Consider the following 19157-nt stretch of genomic DNA (forward strand, 5'->3'; position numbering starts at 1 on the left):
CTTTATTATTAAATTCTATGATATCCCAGCAAACTACTATTAGAAACCAGTACTTTTTCGGTATATCTTTTTCCTCTATAACAAGCTTTTATTAATGGAAATCCTAATGCCAAATATGTAGTAATTGCAGAAGAAAGTACGCAACCGCTTCCGTGTTTTTCTGATACATTTTGTCTTTTGGGATTAAACATAAAATTCTTTCCACTTGTAGTGAATAGTTCATCTTTTCCAACTGCTTCTTTTCTATGCCCTCCTTTTAGAAAAAGATTAGTTCTACTAGAGATATAAGCAATTGTTTCTTTGATAGTTTTACTTGAGTACAACTTCTCTATTTCATTATAATTTGGTGTCAAAAGGTAGATTTTATCTAATACAGTCTCAAACTGTTTCTCGATATTATCCTGATCATCTGAATTGTCGTTAGAAGAATGAAAATCAAAATCCGAACTAGACTTTAATACCGGGTCTAAAACAATTTTAATGGCATTATTTTTTTCTAATAAAACATCAATAATTGTATTAAGTATTTTCCAACTCTTAACGATTCCTATTTTTACATACGCTATTTCAAAACGATCAAATAGTATTTCTACTTGACTTTTTATCACATCAATATCGACCCAATAACATGTTTTGAATTCAACATCATTCTGGATAGTATTTGCAGTACAAACAGACAAACCATAGCCCTTTAATGCTTCAATCGTTTTAATATCTGCAGTAAGTCCGGCTCCGTTTGACGGGTCAAAACCTGCAATAGTAAGTACATACGGTCTTTTTACCATTCTTATTAAGAATCAACTTTAAATAGTTTGTATCGTTTTAAGTTTATCATAAATCATTTTGAAGCTTTTTAATGAATCCTCTGTATTCCATATCCCGCCTAAAACACCGACTCCTCTATACCCCAGATCAAATGTTGCTTGCAATGTGTTTTCATTAATCCCACCCATTCCTATAACAAATTCATCTAGATCATTGACATCAAATCCTTTTCCTTTATATCCCGCTTTAGAAATTGAACCAAAAACGGGACTCAACAAAACATATTCAAAATCAACAAGACAGTTTTTAATATCCTCTTTAGAATGAAAAGAGCTGCTTATTTTAAAACCTTTCGTTTTATAATCATTAACATACTCTTCTAATTTTTCTTCTAAATCTAGTCGTGGTTGTTCCTGAATATGAGTTCCTCTCAAATTAAATTCTTCGCATAACTCATGAAATTGATGTACCATAATACGGCTATGGTATTTTGTGTCAATTTGGTTGAGCAAAGTTCTATACCCTTCTACATCTAATGTTGGTTTGCGAAAATGCAATATCTCCAGACCATTATCGAAAAGTTTATTGATTTTACCTGCTTCGTTCTCTAATTCTCGTTCTGAGGTTAATATGATTAACATAGGTTTTATATATTAGGTTTCGGCGCTCAAATATCAGATATCAGTAAATTATAGAAACCTGATGTCTTGATTACTATGATCTACAAATATACTTCGCTTCCTTTTTCTTTAAACTCTTCTGCTTTTTCCTGCATTCCTGCTTCGAGTGCTTTTCGATCATCAATTTCTTTTTTTGCAGCATAGTCACGTACCTCCTGAGATATTTTCATCGAACAGAATTTTGGGCCACACATACTACAGAAATGAGCAATTTTTGCACCTTCTGCTGGTAGTGTTTCGTCGTGATATTCTCTTGCTAGTTCTGGATCCAGAGATAAATTGAATTGATCTTCCCATCGAAACTCAAAACGTGCCTTACTTAAGGCATCATCTCGATGTTGTGCTCCAGGGTGTCCTTTTGCTAAATCTGCGGCATGCGCTGCCAATTTATAGGTAATCACTCCCGTACGCACATCTTCCTTATTAGGTAATCCCAAATGTTCTTTTGGAGTCACATAGCACAACATTGCTGTCCCATACCAACCAATCATGGCAGCTCCGATTCCCGAAGTGATATGATCATAACCAGGAGCGATATCGGTAGTCAAAGGTCCTAAGGTATAAAAAGGTGCTTCTCCACAAGCTTCTAACTGCTTATCCATATTTGCTTTGATCATATGCATTGGCACATGTCCTGGCCCTTCAATAAAAGTTTGCACATCATGTTTCCATGCAATTTTTGTTAACTCTCCCAGGGTTTCTAATTCTGCAAACTGCGCTTCATCATTAGCATCTGCAATACAACCCGGGCGCAATCCATCTCCTAGTGAAAATGCTACATCATAGGCTTTCATGATCTCGCATATTTCTTCAAAATGCGTGTATAAAAAACTTTCTTGATGATGCGCAAGACACCATTTTGCCATAATAGATCCTCCTCTAGAAACAATACCAGTGATACGTTTTGCTGTCATCGGTACATACGCCAGACGTACTCCTGCATGAATAGTAAAATAATCTACTCCTTGTTCTGCCTGCTCGATCAATGTATCCTTAAAGATCTCCCACGTTAAATCTTCGGCTTTGCCATTCACTTTTTCTAATGCCTGATAAATAGGTACAGTTCCTATCGGTACCGGTGAGTTACGAATAATCCATTCTCTGGTTTCGTGTATGTTTTTTCCTGTAGAAAGATCCATAATATTATCTGCTCCCCAGCGGCATGCCCACACTGCCTTTTCTACTTCTTCTTCGATACTTGATGTTGTGGCAGAATTACCAATATTTGCATTTATTTTTACTAAAAAATTTCTCCCTAATATCATAGGTTCACTTTCTGGGTGGTTGATGTTTGATGGAATCACCGCTCTACCTCTTGCAACTTCTTCTCTCACAAACTCTGGAGTAATTACCTCTGGAATACTAGCTCCAAAATCTTGCCCAGGATGTTGCTTCGAAAGGCGTTTTACTTCTTGAAGTTTTTGATTTTCGCGTATAGCTACATATTCCATTTCGGGAGTAATGATACCTTGTTTCGCATAATACATCTGGGAAACATTTTTTCCTTTTTTAGCTCGTTTTGGTTTACGAAGATGATTAAATCGCAAGTGATCCAAACTAGAATCCTTTAACCTCTCATTACAATATTCTGAAGAAAAACTATCTAATTCTTCTACATCTTCGCGATCTAAAACCCATGGTTCTCGTATAGGTTCGATCCCATTATGAACATTGATTTTTTTTGAAGGATCCGTATACGGTCCACTTGTATCATATACGGTGACAGATTGATTAGCCGTTCTTTTTTCTGTAACACTATCAACGGTGTCACTCAACCTGATCTCTCGCATTGCTACCTTAACTTCTGGATGAATAGTTCCAGATACATAGATTTTTTCTGAACTCGGAAAAGGTGTAGTACTAATTATAGTATCCTGCGGTGCTGTATCTTTTTTCTTCATAAATATTGTGTTTCAGGTTTTGATTATACTCTTTGCTATTAGTTTTTTATGATATTCTTAATGATCTATAATTAATCCTATCCGCCTTGAGTGGCTTTTATAATTACTATATCATCATCGTTTTCAATCATTGTCTGTTCCCATTTTTCTTTAGAAACGACTTTATTATTAATAGCAATAGCAATTCCGTTAGGAACAATATCCAATTGTTCTAACAGTTTTTTTATTGAGCTATTTTTTAAAATTAATTGAGATTGATTGTTAACGTTTACGGTCATCTTTTTTAGATTAATTCCATAAACCTTAGGTCCTAATTGCCTAAATAGAGAAGAAAAATCACATCTATAAAAAATGTGACATTTACTTTTCCCTTCGTCGGTACTAACCGCATCAGGTTCAAAGGGTATTTCTCAGACCTAACCGAAGTTAAGGACACCCCTAAAGTTTATGTTATAAAAGTAATAAAACTCAAGTTTAAAATTACTTTTAAACTTGAGTTTTTAATTAAAATTTTAATGTTGCTCCAAGTAAAAAATTAATTCCTGCCTGTGGATAAAAACCTGCTCCTTCGACAGTAGTTATTGTACCTGGATTAGAAAAATCATCATCAAATGTAAAAAAGTATCCATTAGACACATACTCCTCATCAAAAATATTGTTTACCAATCCTGTTAATACTATAGATTTAAAAACAGGAATATTTTTGATTTCATATACCACATTAAGATCATTTATAAAGAAACTATCGAGTTTCGAAGTTTCACTATCAATATTACCCATGTATTGCTCTCCTACAAATTTAGACAGCAACCCTAATTGAAGGTTTTTTATAGGGCGATAAACAAACATATTACCCGCTACAATATTAGGAGAATATGAGATGTTTGTATTTCCAAGATCGATTAAGCTACCATCTCTAGAGGTTACAAAATCTTTATTCTTATTAGTACTTAATGAAATATTGGGTTTAATTATAAATTGATCAGAAAGTGTAATATCTGCATCTATTTCGATTCCTAAACGATAACTTTCTCCACTAGTTGCTCGAATTGGTGCGCCTACATCATCCAGTGCTCCTGTTAACACCAATTGATCTTTATACCACATATAATAAAGGTTGGTATTTACTATTACTTTGTTTTTTGCTAATCGCCATCCTAATTCAATATCATTAAGTCTCTCTGCTGTATCAATACCATTTTCAAAATCATCTCTTCTTGGTTCTCTATTCGCTCTGGCATAAGATGCATATACATGATTTGCGTCATTTACATGAAAGGTTGCTCCCATTTTTGGATTAAAGAATGAGTAACTTTTATCTACTTGAAGCGGAACTCTTTTTGAAGTTAACCCTGTGGTTTCGTAATTTACAAAACGTCCTTGCAGGTCTAAAAATGCACTCCATTTATCATTGACTCTATAGGTTGTTTTACCAAAAATAGTATATTCGGTTTTCTTCCCATTTCCATAATAGTATTTGTCTCCACTCTGAAAACCGATAGGGTTCTCTGTCCAAATAATTTCACCAAAATGGTCTCCATCGTAATAACTATAGAATCCACCAAAATCGATATCAAAACTATTATCTTTATAGTTTACACTTGCATTTGCAACATAAAAGTCATTCTGCAACCATCTTTTGCGTAGGTAATCGGTTTGTGTAATTTCTTCTCCGTTAACAGTAACAGGATTTACTCCCAGAAATGCCAAAGTTGCCTGATCAGAAAATAACACATTACCATAATGCCACTCATCTACATATTGCTCAAAGAACCCTCGACCATACGTATAATTTAAACCTAGGTTTGTAGACCAGTTGTTGTTATATCTTTGATTCCAATGCAATTGGTAATGATCCTGTTTATAATTATCTACTTCACTCTCATAAAACCCTTGAAGATTTCCTTCTGCATCGTATTGAAATCCTATTGGATTAAATCGTCTGTCATTTTCTAAAGTAGTCTTATCGATACCATTCCATGATTGATATGTAATCTCGTGTCCTCCAAAAGTAATTGCTTTAATTAAAGTATTATCATTTACATAAGATCCTTGAACGAAATATGATTTTAAATCTGAAGAAGCACGATCGACATAACCGTCTGATGCAATAGCTGATAAACGACCCGCTATTTCTATCTTTTCATTGATTAAACCTGTACTAAATTTCAGATTATGTTTTCTGGTACCAAAGGATCCCATGGTATTCGAAATTTCTGCATTAGCTTTTTCAGAAACGGCATCTGTTAATAGATTTAAACTAGCTCCAAAAGCTCCCGAACCATTAGTTGAAGTTCCTACTCCACGCTGAAGCTGTAGATTTTCGACAGAAGATGCAAAATCAGGAAGGTTTACCCAGAATGTACCCTGGCTCTCTGAATCATTAAAAGGTATCCCATTTAATGTAACATTTACTCTTGATGCATCACTACCTCTTACTCTAATATATGTATACCCAATTCCTGTTCCTGCATCAGTAGTAGTAACTACTCCTGGTAAATAGTTTAATAAAACCGGAATATCCTGACCTAGATTGCGTGATGCCAGTTCCTCTTTAGACAAATTAGAATGAGTAATTGGTGAATCTGCTTCTACACGTACAGATTTTACTAAGACTTCATCTAGTTTTTCTATCTTAGTTTGAGTAGAATCTGTTGATTTTTCCTGAGCTGTGAGGTTAATGCTCAATAAGAAAAGTGTAAGATAAAATAATACGTTTTTCATTCGTAAACATTCATTACGAATAAAAGGGGTTATTATTCTGTTTTAAAAATTAGTAATTAAAAAATGCTTAATAACATTAAGGATATACGTTCTATCTAAAGTGTTATATTTCCTAAAGTGTTATCTCGCATGTCACAAACTAGGCACATAGTACCTTTTTTAGTTCCACAGTCCCTTGGCAACATTACCTGCCCAGGTTCATCGGGTATGATCTCAGCCTTTTACGTTAAAAACTTAAAAAGCACCCCTTTGAGATTTTGGCGCAAAAATACTGTGTTTTATTGATTTATTGTACATTTATTTGATGTAATGTAGAATCTATACTAAAACAAAGCAATGCTTTGGGGTTTTTGAAGTTATAAAAGGGTTATGAAGAATACGAAAAGATCGGTTACTTTTAAAATTATTGCAGGTTACTTACTTGCAGGTTTACTTGCTGTAACTGCTTTTTGGGTTATCTACCAGCAATTAGGAAACTATACCCAAATTGCCGAAATCAAAAATCAAAATAATGAGAAACTCTTCCTTGTTGGTGAAACTATAACAGGGTTATATGAAGCCGAAAGTTTAACAAGAAATATCATTCAGACTTCTGATGTTAAAAAATATATTACCTATAAAACCAAAATAGACACCATACTAAAAACGATTAATCAGGTTTCTGAAATTTCTGATGACACCCTGCAAACTCGAAAAATCGATAGTATCAAACTTCTTATTGATAGTAAAAATAAAAACCTCGAAGAGCTTATTAAAATTTATGAGCAACGAAAACAAAAAGGGTTATACGAAACTGCTATTGATGAACTGGAAAAAGTAAACAAAAGCTTTGGTGGATATACTAAATATGATATCCGATTTAAAAAATATGACCCTCGTACAAGAAGGGCGCTGATTAATATTTTGGAATTGACCAAACAGGATAATGCAAAACGACTTACCAATCAGACTGTAGATTCATTGGCTACTTCTGTAAAACAAGTACTTGCAGAACTTGAGCAAAAGGATAAAAAATCTAGACGTGAAATAACACTAAAGGAGAACAATCTTCTCAAAAAAGATCAAATCATTACAAAACAACTAAGAGATTTACTTGCTTCTATTGAACGTAATGAAAGAAATCAATATTTTGCACGTCTAGAGGCTTCAAATCAAGTTTTAAATAATACCGCCGATATTATTGTAGTAATCGCAGCCATCAGTCTACTAATAGCAATTATATTTCTGTTTTTGATTACTAAAGATGTTTCTAAAAGTCAAAAATATCGTAATGAACTCGAAGCCGAAAAAACATATACCGAATCTCTTTTAAAAACACGAGAGTCTTTAATTAACACGGTTACTCATGATCTTCGTTCTCCTTTAAATACAGTTATTGGATATTCAGATTTATTAGAAAGAACGGGGCTAGATAATAAGCAAAAACATTATCTGGATCACTTAAAGAAATCATCTGACTATATTCTTCACCTGGTAAATGACCTTCTTGATTTATCAAAACTTGAAGCTGGCCGAATGGTAATTGAAGAGCTTCCGTTCTCTCCAAAAAAATTAATAGAAAATACTATTTCCAGTGTTATTCCTATAAATGACAAGAAAAATCTTGATATCAGGATTATAACAGAAAGTCAATTAAAAAAGCAGTATTTAGGAGATCCTTTTAGAATAAAACAAGTATTGACAAATTTGGTAAATAATGCTTATAAATTTACTAATGAAGGTTCTATAACAATTGACAGTAAGGTTATCGAAAACGGCTTATCAGAAAAACAATTGGTCATATCTGTAAAAGATACAGGAATCGGAATTACAAAGGAGCAACAGCATTATATTTTTGAAGAATTTTCTCAAGGAGATGATAATACCGAGAAAAAATATGGCGGTTTTGGTTTAGGACTCGCTATTACCAAAAAAATAATTAAACTCTTAAAAGGTAAGATTAAATTAGATAGCGAGCTCAATGTAGGTAGTAAATTCACATTCTACATCCCTCTTAAACAGTCTGATATATCAATCCCCGAAGAAGAATCAGAAGTTTCAGAAATACAAAATTTTACAAATAAGAAAGTTTTGATTGTTGATGATGACCCAAGTCAATTAGCTTTAACTAGCGAGGTAGCTACATTAGCTGGTCTGACTTATGATATTTGTAAAAACGGTATCGAGGCCATCTCATTATTACAGACCAATACATACGATCTTGTACTCACCGATATCCAAATGCCAAAAATGGGCGGATTTGAACTTTTACAATCTATAAAAAGTAATGCAAATCAATCCAACATACCGGTTGTTGCATTATCTGGTAGAACAGACACTTCTTTTATGGAGTACCAAGAGGCCGGATTTGCTGCTAGTTTACGAAAACCATATGCTCCAACAGAACTAATTAACCTTATTGCCAAGGTACTTAGTGTTGATTTAATCAATTATAATGGGACAACTCAGAATGATCTTAACCTTTCTGACGAGCAATATTCTCTTAGTGATTTAATGCTTTTTGCACAAGGTGATTCTGATTCTCTATATGCAATTCTAGATACATTTTATGAAAGTACTATTGGCAATGTTAAAGAATTAAAAATGACAATCAGAAAAAAAGATACCTATCATATTAAAAAGATTGCTCATAAAATGCTTCCTATGTTTAAACAAATCAAGGCAAAAGAAGTAGTTCCTATTCTAGAAAAACTAGAACATCCTGATCAATATGATCTCAATAAAAAAGCTATACTGAATCTAACAAATGATGGTATCGAAAAAATTGAAGATTTAATTGATAAATTAAAGGTAGAAAATTAAAGACTAATATCGTACTGTTTTAATTTATTGTACAGTGTTTTTCGATCTATTAAAAGCATTCTAGCAGCTTTAGCCTTATTTCCATTTGCTTTTTCTAACGCATCAAGAATCAACTCTTGTTCATTCTGATTTTTAAACAAACCATAGGTTTGTTTTGCATTATGAGGAGCATATGCAATATCATTTGGCAATACATCTAATGTAATCATATCGCTTTGAGAAAGAAGAACAGATCGTTTCACCATATTTCTTAATTCTCTTAAGTTACCAGGCCAATTGTACTTTTTAAATGCTTCTAATACTTCATCAGCGAATCCAACTACATGTTTTTCTAATTCGATATTTGACTCTTCAAGAAAGTGATTCGCAAAAAGCATCAGATCTTCAATTCTATCTCGCAATGGTGGCACCTTGATAGAAAACTCATTTAATCTATGATATAAATCTTCTCGAAAATCTCCTTCCTTTACGGCATGACTAAGATCTTCATTGGTAGCGACTATTACTCTAATATCTACTTCTATTTCTTTATTACTACCTACGGGTTTGATTTTTCGTTCCTGTAGTGCTCTTAACAATTGAACTTGCAACTCATAACTTAGATTACCTATTTCATCTAAAAACAGTGTGCCTTTATTTGCAGCCTCAAAATGACCTACTTTATCATTTACAGCACCGGTAAAGGATCCTTTTATATGACCAAAAAACTCACTAGAGGCTATTTCTTTAGGAATAGCTCCACAATCTACTGCAACAAATGGTTTGTCTGCTCGCTTACTTGCCTTATGAATACTACTTGCAACATATTCTTTACCCGTACCACTATCACCTATTACTAAAACAGACATACGTGTAGGGGCTACCAGAGCTACATATTCGTTTAGTTTTTTGGAAGCGTCACTAACTCCGCGAACAAAAGAATTATTAGCTCTTTTTGGTATTTTAGGCGATGTTACACTCGTTTCCTTTTCTTTAACTATTTTGTCTGATATAGCTCCTTGTTTGTATAGTGCTTTTTCTATAGTATGCAGTATAGTATCTGGATTAAATGGTTTTGAAACATAATCAAAAGCTCCTTGCTTAATGGCGCTAACGGCCATATTGATTTCGGCATAACCCGTCATAATAATTACTTGAGTATCCGAATTATGTTTTAAAATTTCGGCTAATAAAGTAATACCATCACTATCAGGTAATCTTACATCAGAAAGTACAACATCAAAAGTGTCTTTCTTAATTTTTTGAATAGCTTCATTACCAGAAAATGCTGTAAAGACCTTATACTCCTTTTTTTGTAAAAAGGTCTTGAGCATTGTACAAAAAGCCACATCATCTTCAACGATAAGTATCTTAGACATATTTAAAAATTTATTACCTAAAAAAAGCTATTGTATAAAATTACAATTTAAAATACTTAGTTCGAATAAAAACATAAAAAAAGAGACCCTTGGGATTGAGTCTCTTTTTTAGCACTAAACAACTTTATATCGTCCTTGGTTGCAAAACGATATTCTTTTCTACCCCTAGATTTAAGATTTATTGTCGTTTGGCTTTATCCATTTGCCATTAGCGCTTGCAAATACAACTTTTGTATTATCGTCTTTACCTTGTAAGATAATTTTATATGTATTATCCTTAGACATATATGCTTTTACAATCCTTAACTCTGCAAAATCTTTGGCAGCTGCTTCTTGGATTGATAATGGCAGTTCTACAATATTGATTTCAGTATATTCCTGCTGCTCATACTCATAATCTCTAAACTCGAGATCATCACTTAGAACGGCTAATTCGTCCTGAGCTACAACACCCTGTGCCGAAAAGATACTTACTACAATCGCTACTATCATTGGTAACTTTTTCATTTTGGGTTACTGAATTATTTCTACAGTTAATAAATAGTAATAATTGTTCCAAAGATGCAGTCTGAAGGAAAAACAATTTAAATATCTGATTATCAGTGTTTTATTATTTTTACATGTATAATCATTTAAGTGTAGAAAATGTAGAATCCACACAAAAGTGTAGAAATATTACACGTTTTGGAAAAAGAAATTCACTTATAAAGAAGGCTTTTTACGGTTAGCTTTCTTTAACGAATGCTTTTGTTTGTTATCTAAGCGTTTTTTGATAGCTCCCTTAGATGGTTTAGTTCGTTTTCTTTTCTTAGGAATATGGAGACTAGCCTTAAGAATATCCAAAAGCCTTTTAATTACCAGTTCTTTATTTCTATGTTGACTTCTACTATCGTCACATTGTAATACTAAAACACCAGATTTGGTTAATCTGGAAGACAGCTTCTGGTTTAACCTTAATCTTTCATCATCGGTAAATCCTGTAGATGTCATAATATCTAAAGTTAGCTCTATTTTTGAAGATACTTTATTTACATGTTGACCTCCAGATCCAGAACTTCGAATGGCTTTAAATTTTAGTTCATTTATAATTACTGAAGTATTCACGAAAAAAGAGTTACCTGGTGCGCCGACTTAAGTAAGTCGTTTACTGTTTTTACAGGGTTAAATGTAGTTAATGGCACTTCTACAAACACACTAATCCAATTTGCCATTGCACCATTCCATAATCCAGGAAGTTCCAGTGCTTTTAGGATCTTACCATTCATAGTTTTTTCTGTAATAAATCCTGCATCAGGATCCACAAAATCCAGCAGGTCAAATTTATTTCCATTATAATCTCGTACACCACATACCAAATCAACTGGATTAAAATGAGTAGCATTACCAAGAATCTCTTCTTGTCTACGATCTTTTTTATCAATTTGTGGTGCCTCGATAATCTGTAATACCAATCTTCCGTTTTCGCGCTTTATCCAAAATGGTCCTCCTCCCGGTTCTCCTTCATTAATCACCATACCACAAACCCGAATAGGTCGATTTAAAGATTCTCGCAAGAATTGAAGTTTATATGTATCAGAAAACTTATCAAAATCCAATGGTAACCTAACATTAAGTTGCTTCACTAAAAATTTCTTGATATCCTTTAATTCTGCTTCTGATGGTTTCTTTTCATCAATCGCATTTAATATCCTAAATACTTCGTCCTGAATTTCGATTAACTTACCTGCAAGTACTTTTTTATATCCCGAAACTTCATCCTGATATTTACGCACTACTACATTGTCTATATTTTTAATATAAATGATATCTCCATCCAAATCATTTAAGTTTTCGATCAACGCTCCATGTCCTCCAGGTCTAAATAACAAACACCCATCTTCTTTTCTAAACGGTTCATTATCCTCTGTTACTGCAATAGTATCTGTTTCTGTTTTTTGAAATGAGTATGTAATACTAAAACTAGTATTAGTCTTCTCTTCAACTTCTTTCTTAATTCTTTCAAATTCTCCCTTAAAAGCTTCGAGATGTTCTTTAGAAATGGTAAAATGTAGTTTAGAATCGCCTTTATTGTTAGCATTATAACCTGCTGCTTCATATAAGTGCTCTTCAAAAGAGGTTGCTATACTATCGTCATATTTATGAAAAGGAAACAACCCTTTAGGAAAAGTCCCATAGTTTAATCCTTTTTCCTTCAACATCATTTCGACAAAAATATACAATTGCTTCCCTTCGGATAAAGATCTAAATTTAGGATAGGCGCTTTTTACTTTTTCCATAACTATATCATAGAATGGAAATTTTTCCAGGCCTATTAAAAAAAGACGTATTGCATTTGCTTTTTCATGATTCGTATAAGAATTAAGGCTTTCTTTTTTAAAATCATAATTATCAAGAAACCGAAATAAATCTTTAAACATTCGTGTAGCTGCACCAGATGCAGGAACAAACTTTATAGTATCAAGGTGCGGCACTCTAGAATCGTATAACTTGGTAAGTTCTGAGTGATAGTGTTCAGAAAACTTAAGGATTCCATTATCCAGTGTTGCTGCACTTCTTAATGCAACAAAAGGGATTTCATTTTTAAAAATTTCTATTTGTGAGAGTACTTTATCAATCGTTAATCCTTTTGATTTAATTAACTTAATATCTTTATCCGTTATATTCACTTTTATCTTCTATTAGTTGGCTAATGTGTGTCAATGCTTTTTCAAAACGAGATATTTTATCTCCTTTTATGACGATATATGGAAGATTATGTTTTTCAAGACATTCTTTAAATCTTAAAAACATTTCTTCTCGTTCGTGGGGTTTGTCCCTTAGATCATCGGCAATCCAAGGAATGTCAATATAAGTCAAAAGATACAAATCATAAACATTTTCTAATGAAATTTTATTTAAGGTTTCGGGAACTGCCCCGTCATAGTATGCTTCTGAATATACTTTTAGTTCCAAAAGGTTTGTATCACAAAACAACAGGGTGTTAACTTTTTGGGCCATTTCATTTTCTAATTTCATTTGACCTTCTGCAATCTGAAGCATATCATCGTATACACATACTTCTTTGGTCTCATCCCATTTTCTTTGCAAATATTCCCTCATATATTCAGGAACACACTCGGTGTTATAATACGCTGCCAATTGCCTAGATAATGTAGTTTTGCCCGTACATTCTGGGCCAAACAATACTATTTTTATACAATTGCTGGGTTGTTGTCTAAGCTTTTCTTCCATGTGATATATCCAAAAATTGCGATAATCGTAAATAATACATATTGCAAACTGGTAAATGTAAATCCTTTATAAAAATATAACGGTACCGAAATAATATCTCCAATAATCCAAAAAACCCAGTTTTCGATTTTTCTTTTTGCCATTAGCCACATCCCAACAAAGAATATTGCCGTAGTTAAAGTATCTATATAGGCCGTCCAATCATTCAACTTATCAAAAACAACATAAACTCCATACACAAAAAGCAAGGTCATGATAAAAATTATTGCTGATATATTCTTTTCTTCAGTAGTTGTTCTTGCGATTGGAGTGACATGTGTTTCATCTACTTTTCGGGTCCAGATATACCACCCATAAATACTCATTATGAAATAATACGCGTTGATCATCATATCTCCTAATAATGACCATTGCAATAATAAATACACATAAATTGCAGTGCTAATAATACCTGTTGGATACACCCAAATCTTATTAAACCAGGCAAAGATCACACTTAACAGACCAAAAAGTGCCGCTATAATCTCGAGGGCTATGTGTAAATCGGAGTATTCTGAATACTGCCCAAATAAAAATTCAAAAATGGGGCTCATAATTACTTCTATTGCTTTTTACCATTTTCATATACACCAAAACGTGATCCATATCTCCAAATGCATTTTTAATCTCTAAAGTCAAAAAAGGCATTACTTTATCATACTCTCCATAAATTTGAGTACTTAAAGGATTTTCTAAAACTGTAAACTCTGATGCTCGTAACCGTTTTATAAAACGAATAATATGTTCTTCAAAATCAGCTTGAAGAGGGGTAAGGGTTAATTCTATTGATATTTGCATGTTATCTTTTTATGTATGATATTTCCCATAAAATATTCATGTATTTGTGGTTATAAAATTCATATTTCTGAAGCTGGTAAAGCATATACGCAGGTAAATCCTTCAAACTCTATAAATGCCATATCATAATGAGTTATTTCATCTTTATAATTAACAGCTCCATAAACAAATGGATATTCTAATGTAAAAGGAGAAATAAAAATATGCTGTTCAAAACTCAAGCCCGCCGTTGCATATAACTTATACAAAGATTCTTTGGCTCCCCAAATTATAGTTAATGCACGAGTCTTATCCAGTCTTTGTTTTTCTAGAGAATCATTCTCAAATTCATTCACAAACTTATGCGCAATTTTATGAATCTTTTCTCTTTGTTTTTCGATATCGATTCCAACGAGTTTATCACTGATTATGATTCCTGCAAATTCATAAGAATGGGTAATTGAAATTTGTTTTCCATCTTTAAGATGTGGTTTTCCAAATTCGTCATAATACAGATCATGATCGGTATAACCAAATGCAGCCAGCAGATGTCGAACGCTCATAAAGCCTCTGCGATGCATATCAGATTTCATATTATCTACTCTATTCTGGCAGTGTTGTGTTAATTCTATTCCCTGACATAGGGACTCGTAAGATTCTTCAATCTTCCAAATCAACACATTAGTAGTTTCATCTACTGTTATAGTTTTGTAAAGAGGCATTTAAATTCTTAAAGTTATTATGTACCTTTGCAAACCGAAAAAGGAATATTATTCGATTTTTCGGGAACGAATTTAGAACAATTTAGTGCGAAATACCAGAAAGCACTTCATAAACATAAAATTAACTACTATGAGTACCAAAACTGTACCTTATGTTCCTTACAAAGTGAAAGATATTTCATTAGCTGCCTGGGGAAGAAAAGAAATCGAATTAGCTGAAGCAGAAATGCCAGGACTTATGTCTCTTCGTGAAGAATATAAAGATGAGCAACCTCTTAAAGGTTCTCGTATCGCAGGTTGTCTTCACATGACGATCCAGACTGCAGTGTTAATAGAAACACTTCAGGCTCTTGGAGCAGAAGTAACTTGGAGTTCTTGTAATATATTTTCTACTCAAGATCAAGCTGCAGCTGCTATTGCAGAAGCAGGTACCCCAGTATACGCTTGGAAAGGTATGAATGATGAAGAGTTTGATTGGTGTATAGAGCAAACTCTATTTTTTGGCGAAGATCGCAAACCTTTAAATATGATCCTTGATGATGGGGGAGACTTAACTAATATGGTGTTAGATAAGTATCCTGAATTAGTAGAAGGAATTAATGGTTTATCTGAAGAAACAACTACTGGAGTCCATAGACTATATGAGCGTATGGCAAATGGAACACTTCCTATGCCTGCGATTAACGTAAACGATAGTGTTACTAAATCAAAATTTGACAATAAATACGGATGTAAAGAAAGTGCTGTAGATGCGATTCGTCGTGCTACCGATGTAATGCTTGCTGGTAAACGTGTTGTTGTTTGTGGATATGGAGATGTAGGTAAAGGTACCGCTGCATCGTTTAGAGGGGCCGGTTCTATAGTAACTATTACTGAAATTGACCCGATTTGTGCTTTACAAGCAGCCATGGACGGTTTTGAAGTGAAAAAACTAGAAACTGTTGTTGGAAAAGCGGACGTTGTTATTACTACTACCGGAAATAAAGATATTGTTCGTGGAGAACACTTTCAAGCAATGAAAGATAAAACCATTGTTTGTAATATTGGACATTTTGATAATGAGATTGATGTGGCTTGGTTAAATTCGCAAAGCGAGAAAATTGAGATCAAACCTCAAGTAGATAAGTACAATATTGGAGGTAATGACATTATACTTCTTGCCGAAGGTCGTTTAGTAAATCTAGGTTGCGCAACAGGACACCCAAGTTTTGTAATGAGTAATTCATTTACCAATCAGACTTTAGCACAAATTGAACTTTGGACTAATCTCGAAAGTTATGAAAACAAGGTATACATGCTTCCGAAGCACTTAGATGAAAAGGTAGCAAAATTACACCTTGCTAAAATTGGAGTAGAACTTACCGACCTTAGCAAAGATCAAGCTGAATATATTGGTGTAACTGTTGAAGGGCCTTACAAACCAGAATATTACAGATACTAAAAAAAGATCGCTGTGGCGGTTAGATTTTAGAAATAAACAAGAAACCCCTTATCTTTCGATAAGGGGTTTTTATTTAGAACAATAGCAGTATTATTATTTCTTTTTCCTAAAGATATAACTCATCCATACAGGATCATTCTCTTCAGAAACAATAGATTGTCGATCTACAAACTCCCAATTAGCGGCATTCATATAATTCAGCAAATCTGAAGTCCTCTCTAGGTCCTCTAATTGCTTAATGGTTATTTGTTTGCCCACCAAAGAGGTCTGCTCCTCAACCTTAATTCTTTTTACCTTACCTCTATTATTTGCCTTTTGAATTACAATAACCTCAAGATAGTCGTATTTAGGAATATCTTGTGAAGTTGCATCAAAGGTTATACATAAAAAGAAGATACAACATAATGCTTTAGCTATTAAAGTATTCATCGTTTTTCTATTTTTGAGTTATACCAAAGATTAACCAATATTACTTCGCCTTTTTAAGGATATATTTTGCCATTTCCTTAGCTAGTTTAGCATAACTCTCGGCTATTCTGTATCCAGAGTTATAATCGGCTCCATAAAAATTACTTCCTGGTACCTTAAAGTATTTTGTAGAGAATAATATTTTATCAGGATTACCAGTTTCATATACAATGATTGTTGCATTTACCTTAGATGGCTGTTTCATAACACCTACATTATATCCCGGGTAAATCCATGTTGTCTTAACTTTCATAGTATGAGTAGCACCGTCTAAACCTTTTTCAACTTTAACAGCTCCACCATCAAAACGTTTATTGAAAGACTCTATATATTTTGGTTCAAATAAATTTTCGCGATCAGCAAACCAGGATTTTTTAAATTTTTCTCCTTTACCAGCTTCTTTAGCTTCTCTCTTTTCCATTTTGTTTTTCAGGAATTCTTCTTCAGTATCAAACTTGTCAACTTTAAGATTTTCGTAATCGAAAACTAAATTATACGCTGTGATACCTTTCAGATTTTTAATACTTCCTTCTTGATCTTTTCTTTTTTGACTAAAAGCAAGGGTAACAGTCATTAACAATGTTAATAATAATAACTTTTTCATGATTAGGTTTTTAAATTTGATGATAAATATATTTCTTTTTTTAAGAATAGGGAAAAAGTCTTTAACCGCTCGGTTCTGAGAGGTCAAAACAGAAAATTCCTTAAATCCAAAGTACGCATTAGAGAGCTTATAACAAACAAAAAACCCTTTTCTATACAAGAAAAGGGTTTTTTATATTACAAAGGAAAGATCCTTTATGCTTCAAATGGAACTATAGAAACATAGGATTTATTGTCTTTCTTTTTAGTAAATTTCACTAAACCATCTACTTTAGCATGTAGGGTGTGATCTTTACCAGCGTATACATTTTCGCCTGGTTTGTGGGCTGTACCTCTTTGTCTTACAATGATGTTACCAGCCACGGCAGCTTGTCCACCAAATATCTTCACACCTAAGCGTTTCGATTCTGATTCTCTACCGTTTTTCGAACTACCAACTCCTTTTTTATGAGCCATTTTCTTTCGGTTTTATATTGTTAATACTTACAGGGGTTACCTGCCGTTTTTTATTTTCCTTGTAAAGCTTCAATTAATTCTGCTTTCTTCATAGAAGAAATACCAGAAATTCCCTGAGCCTTAGCCATGTCTTTTAATTCAGCTACTGTCTTAGTGCTTAAATCTTCTTTATCAGCTTTTGGCTTTGCTGCTTCTTTCTTAGGAGCGGCTGCTTTAGTTTCAGCTTTAGGAGCAGAAGCTTTTACTTCTTTCTCTGCTTTAGCTTTTGGTTCAGCTTTTTTAGTTGCTGTTTTCTTAGCTCCAGAAGTTACTATACTTTCGATAATAATTTCTGTAAGAGATTGACGGTGACCATTTTTAACACGGTATCCTTTACGTCTCTTTTTCTTGAAAACAATAACTTTATCACCTTTAAGGTGTCTTGTGATTTTTGCTCCTACTTGAGCTCCATCTATAGCTGGGGCGCCTAAAGTAACTTTATCTCCATCTGCCGCAAGAAGAACTTTATCAAAAGAGACTTTGTCTCCTTCTTCTCCTGCTAAACGATGTACAAATACTTTTTGGTCTTTTGCAACTTTAAATTGCTGCCCTGCTATCTCTACAATTGCGTACATAGCGTAACGTTTAATTAATTATTTTTATAAATAAAGAACTGCGCCTATTTTTAAATAGGCGGGTGCAAATATACTGCTAATTAATTAAATGACAAATATTTTATGCCTCTACAGGCTTTGAATTGCGATTTTTTTTTGGATTCCAACTTTCTTTAAATAATTGCATAAAAGATAACGTAAGCACAAAAGTAGTGGCAAACCCCATAACTGCTGCAACAAACACAACTATTCCTACTCCTACATGATAATGCGAACTCCAATTCGCCAGCATTTCTGGTAAGAAATCAGTATTGATATTAGTTACATAGATCGCAAAGAAAATAATAAAAACAATTGTAGCATTAAACCCAGTAAAAAGCCCTGCCATAAATCCTTTTTGATATTCAAAATCACTTCCTTTTTCCTGCTTGTAGTTTTTCATGGCTTTGTACAAACCAAGAGCTACTATAATACCATTTCCTAGACTAAAAACAGGTTCTGTTTGTACACCGATCAAAGAAAGGATTAAAAAATACGCAATAAGTCCAATAGCAATAAGAAGTCCATATATAACAGGAATAGTTGATTTTTTCATGG

General features: G+C 33.3%; 20 protein-coding genes and 1 riboswitch. Of the genes, 2 read left to right on the forward strand and 18 right to left on the reverse strand.

From position 1 onward, the window contains the following. Nucleotides 1-8 precede the first annotated feature (8 nt). From Z054_RS0101080 to Z054_RS0101100, 5 genes are all read right to left on the reverse strand, one after another. Nucleotides 9-785: a hydroxymethylpyrimidine/phosphomethylpyrimidine kinase gene (locus tag Z054_RS0101080; protein WP_024768256.1), complete on the reverse strand. Its 777-nt coding sequence runs from the start codon at nucleotides 783-785 to the stop codon at nucleotides 9-11. Between the two features lie 18 nt (nucleotides 786-803). Next, nucleotides 804-1406 (reverse strand): thiamine phosphate synthase, encoded by a 603-nt coding sequence (locus Z054_RS0101085; RefSeq protein WP_024768257.1) that lies wholly within the window; start codon nucleotides 1404-1406, stop codon nucleotides 804-806. A gap of 80 nt (nucleotides 1407-1486) precedes the next feature. Next, nucleotides 1487-3346 carry a phosphomethylpyrimidine synthase ThiC gene (thiC, locus tag Z054_RS0101090; RefSeq protein WP_024768258.1) on the reverse strand — a complete coding sequence of 620 codons (1860 nt, stop codon included), beginning with the start codon at nucleotides 3344-3346 and terminating at the stop codon, nucleotides 1487-1489. 77 nt (nucleotides 3347-3423) lie between these two features. Further along, on the reverse strand, nucleotides 3424-3624 hold the full coding sequence (thiS, locus tag Z054_RS0101095; protein WP_024768259.1) for a sulfur carrier protein ThiS: 201 nt from the start codon (nucleotides 3622-3624) through the stop codon (nucleotides 3424-3426). Nucleotides 3625-3696: 72 nt separating this feature from the next. Next, nucleotides 3697-3796, reverse strand: a riboswitch (TPP riboswitch). A 54-nt stretch (nucleotides 3797-3850) separates the two neighbouring features. Continuing rightward, nucleotides 3851-6070 carry a TonB-dependent receptor gene (locus tag Z054_RS0101100; protein WP_024768260.1) on the reverse strand — a complete coding sequence of 740 codons (2220 nt, stop codon included), beginning with the start codon at nucleotides 6068-6070 and terminating at the stop codon, nucleotides 3851-3853. Between the two features lie 369 nt (nucleotides 6071-6439). On the opposite strand from Z054_RS0101100, the gene Z054_RS0101105 reads away from it, so the two are divergent. Continuing rightward, nucleotides 6440-8872, forward strand: a complete 2433-nt coding sequence (locus Z054_RS0101105) for a hybrid sensor histidine kinase/response regulator (protein WP_024768261.1) — start codon at nucleotides 6440-6442, stop codon at nucleotides 8870-8872. Here Z054_RS0101105 and Z054_RS0101110 read toward each other — a convergent pair. The 8 genes from Z054_RS0101110 to Z054_RS0101145 form a co-directional block, all read right to left on the reverse strand. Beyond that, nucleotides 8869-10230: a sigma-54-dependent transcriptional regulator gene (locus Z054_RS0101110; RefSeq protein ID WP_024768262.1), complete on the reverse strand. Its 1362-nt coding sequence runs from the start codon at nucleotides 10228-10230 to the stop codon at nucleotides 8869-8871. The two genes, Z054_RS0101105 and Z054_RS0101110, sit on opposite strands and share 4 nt — an antisense overlap. Nucleotides 10231-10401: 171 nt before the next feature. Beyond that, entirely contained in the window at nucleotides 10402-10737 is a 336-nt protein-coding gene (locus Z054_RS0101115) for a hypothetical protein (RefSeq protein WP_024768263.1), read from the reverse strand. Nucleotides 10738-10932: 195 nt separating this feature from the next. Then, a complete protein-coding gene (gene arfB, locus Z054_RS0101120; protein WP_024768264.1) occupies nucleotides 10933-11334 on the reverse strand; it encodes an alternative ribosome rescue aminoacyl-tRNA hydrolase ArfB in 402 nt (133 codons plus the stop codon). Next, on the reverse strand, nucleotides 11331-12896 hold the full coding sequence (locus tag Z054_RS0101125) for a DUF4301 family protein (protein ID WP_024768265.1): 1566 nt from the start codon (nucleotides 12894-12896) through the stop codon (nucleotides 11331-11333). The genes arfB and Z054_RS0101125 overlap by 4 nt, the downstream gene beginning before the upstream one ends. Beyond that, the gene (locus Z054_RS0101130; protein WP_024768266.1) at nucleotides 12880-13461 is read right to left on the reverse strand and encodes an AAA family ATPase; all 582 of its coding nucleotides are present in this window, start codon (nucleotides 13459-13461) and stop codon (nucleotides 12880-12882) included. The genes Z054_RS0101125 and Z054_RS0101130 overlap by 17 nt, the downstream gene beginning before the upstream one ends. Next, complete coding sequence (gene pnuC / locus Z054_RS0101135; protein WP_024768267.1) at nucleotides 13422-14054, reverse strand: nicotinamide riboside transporter PnuC; 633 nt, start codon at nucleotides 14052-14054, stop codon at nucleotides 13422-13424. Before pnuC ends, Z054_RS0101130 begins: the two co-directional genes overlap by 40 nt. Next, nucleotides 14038-14298, reverse strand: a complete 261-nt coding sequence (locus tag Z054_RS0101140) for a hypothetical protein (protein ID WP_024768268.1) — start codon at nucleotides 14296-14298, stop codon at nucleotides 14038-14040. The genes pnuC and Z054_RS0101140 overlap by 17 nt, the downstream gene beginning before the upstream one ends. Before the next feature lie 59 nt (nucleotides 14299-14357). Then, nucleotides 14358-14999, reverse strand: coding sequence for a 4'-phosphopantetheinyl transferase family protein (locus Z054_RS0101145; protein WP_024768269.1), 642 nt, complete (start codon nucleotides 14997-14999; stop codon nucleotides 14358-14360). A 130-nt stretch (nucleotides 15000-15129) separates the two neighbouring features. Here Z054_RS0101145 and ahcY point away from each other — a divergent pair, with 130 nt between their 5' ends. Further along, a complete protein-coding gene (gene ahcY, locus Z054_RS0101150; RefSeq protein ID WP_024768270.1) occupies nucleotides 15130-16440 on the forward strand; it encodes an adenosylhomocysteinase in 1311 nt (436 codons plus the stop codon). A gap of 93 nt (nucleotides 16441-16533) precedes the next feature. Here the strand turns inward: ahcY and Z054_RS0101155 are convergent, their stop codons facing one another. The 5 genes from Z054_RS0101155 to Z054_RS0101175 form a co-directional block, all read right to left on the reverse strand. Then, nucleotides 16534-16869 (reverse strand): hypothetical protein, encoded by a 336-nt coding sequence (locus Z054_RS0101155; protein WP_024768271.1) that lies wholly within the window; start codon nucleotides 16867-16869, stop codon nucleotides 16534-16536. 40 nt (nucleotides 16870-16909) lie between these two features. Next, a complete protein-coding gene (locus Z054_RS0101160) occupies nucleotides 16910-17512 on the reverse strand; it encodes a hypothetical protein (RefSeq protein WP_024768272.1) in 603 nt (200 codons plus the stop codon). Between the two features lie 194 nt (nucleotides 17513-17706). Next, a complete protein-coding gene (rpmA, locus tag Z054_RS0101165; protein ID WP_024768273.1) occupies nucleotides 17707-17967 on the reverse strand; it encodes a 50S ribosomal protein L27 in 261 nt (86 codons plus the stop codon). Nucleotides 17968-18017: 50 nt separating this feature from the next. Next, nucleotides 18018-18581 carry a 50S ribosomal protein L21 gene (gene rplU / locus Z054_RS0101170; RefSeq protein ID WP_024768274.1) on the reverse strand — a complete coding sequence of 188 codons (564 nt, stop codon included), beginning with the start codon at nucleotides 18579-18581 and terminating at the stop codon, nucleotides 18018-18020. A 100-nt stretch (nucleotides 18582-18681) separates the two neighbouring features. Continuing rightward, entirely contained in the window at nucleotides 18682-19155 is a 474-nt protein-coding gene (locus Z054_RS0101175; protein ID WP_024768275.1) for a DUF4199 domain-containing protein, read from the reverse strand. Between the last annotated feature and the right edge of the window lie 2 nt (nucleotides 19156-19157).

This window comes from Aquimarina macrocephali JAMB N27, assembly GCF_000520995.1.
GTDB lineage: Bacteria > Bacteroidota > Bacteroidia > Flavobacteriales > Flavobacteriaceae > Aquimarina > Aquimarina macrocephali.